This window comes from Ferruginibacter sp., assembly GCF_031430955.1.
Taxonomy (GTDB): Bacteria; Bacteroidota; Bacteroidia; order Chitinophagales; family Chitinophagaceae; genus Ferruginibacter.
Map to the genome: position 1 here is coordinate 1 of NZ_JANPCM010000648.1, position 1726 is coordinate 1726.

Genomic DNA, 1726 nt, shown 5'->3' on the forward strand with positions numbered 1-1726 from the left:
CTTTTAATAAACACAAAGCACTAAAGCCCGTAAACGTTCCTATTTCTAAAATTTGCTGCGGCTTAATCATGCAGCTTATCATTTCTAAAACTTTGCCCTGCACATGGCCACTCAGCATTTGTGCATGCGGATGATGCTGCAATGTATTATCTTCTATCTCCTGCAATATTTCATCTAACGGCGATGAAAATTGTTTGGCATAATCTTCTGCAATATGATTTATTATCTCCATTAAAAATTTGGTGCTAAAGGTTTTGTTTTATAATAATCCAGCATAAAATCCACTACTTCTTCTGCAGTATCAAACAGGTGAATTAAATTTAAATCTTCAGGATTAATATTATGTTCCTCTTCTCCCATAGTTTCTTTTATCCATTTTATTAATCCGCCCCAGTAACTTTTGCCCACCAGTATCATGGGTGATTGTTTAAATTTTCCTGTTTGAATAAGTGTTGCCACTTCAAAAAATTCATCCATCGTACCAAAGCCGCCGGGCATCATTATAAAACCCTGGCTGTATTTTACAAACATTACTTTTCTTACAAAGAAAAAATCAAAGTTTAAAGATTTATCCCTGTCAATAAACGGATTGGGGTGCTGCTCAAAAGGCAGATCAATATTAATACCAACAGATTTGCCGCCTGCAATGGATGCACCTTTATTTGCAGCTTCCATAATACCGGGCCCGCCACCGCTGATAATTCCAAAACCTTCTTCGGCAAGGCGCTTACTAATCTCTACTGCCAGCTCATAATATTTATTGCCGGGTTTTGTTCTGGCACTCCCAAAAATAGAAATGCAGGGGCCAATCCTGCTCAGTGCTTCAAAGCCATCAACAAACTCAGCCATTATTTTAAATATTTGCCAACTGCTGTGTGCCTGGCTTTCTTTCCAGCTGCGTTGTTTTAAAGCGTTAATTGATCCGTTCATTTTTTTGTTTTGATTGTATAAATAGAATGCCATTCTACACTTTTTATTGTGTGGAATGGCACTTACTAACGGTGTAAAGGTATAATATAATTTTTACAAATTATTTCGCCCCAATGCTGTTGATTATTTTTTCTGAATGACTGGCTTCCGGCTCAAATGATTTATTAGCACCTTTTTTAGAAATAAACCATAACCCTAAAAAAGTAAATATCCCGTTAATTAAAATCAATTCGTTACCAATTTTGTAACCACTAAAAATACTTTCTGAAACAGATTTTAATCCAAGTGTAACATGCAGTTTCTTTTCGTACCATTCGGGGCTGCTCAGCATATCCAAACCTAAAGCCATTAATGGTGCAATTATACAAACCGTCCAAATTAATTTATCATTTAAAGTACGTTTGGTTAAGATACCGAAAGAGAATAAACCCAGCAGCGGGCCGTACGTAATGCCGGCAAATTTCAAAATAAAGTCAATAATTAATTTATCGTTGATGGCTTTAAAGATAAGTACCATTATAAAAAATACAATCGCAAAAGTAAAATGCACTTTTAATCTTGTTCGCTTCTTTTCTTTTTCAGTTCCTTCCTTTTTATTTATCCCTAAAATATCTATACAAAAACAGGAAGTGAGAGATGTTATTGCGCCATCTACGCTGGGGAATAAGGCAGATATTAATGCGATGATAAAAATAATACCGATAGTGCCACTGAATGCATCGCTCAATGCAATGGTGGGAAAAAGATCATCCGGCGCAACCGTTATATTATTTGTGCTGGCATACAGGTAAAGGAT

Annotated in this window: 2 protein-coding genes and 1 pseudogene; all 3 read right to left on the reverse strand. The window is 35.9% G+C overall.

Features of this window, described 5'->3' with window-relative positions:
• Positions 1-232, reverse strand: a pseudogene (locus ACY65O_RS18390) (methyltransferase); the annotation flags it as partial.
• Positions 232-963 carry an LOG family protein gene (locus ACY65O_RS18395; RefSeq protein WP_462222320.1) on the reverse strand — a complete coding sequence of 244 codons (732 nt, stop codon included), beginning with the start codon at positions 961-963 and terminating at the stop codon, positions 232-234. The pseudogene ACY65O_RS18390 and the gene ACY65O_RS18395, both read right to left, overlap by 1 nt.
• A gap of 67 nt (positions 964-1030) precedes the next feature.
• On the reverse strand, positions 1031-1726 hold a 696-nt coding region (locus ACY65O_RS18400; RefSeq protein ID WP_462222321.1), incomplete at its 5' end, for an SLC5/6 family protein.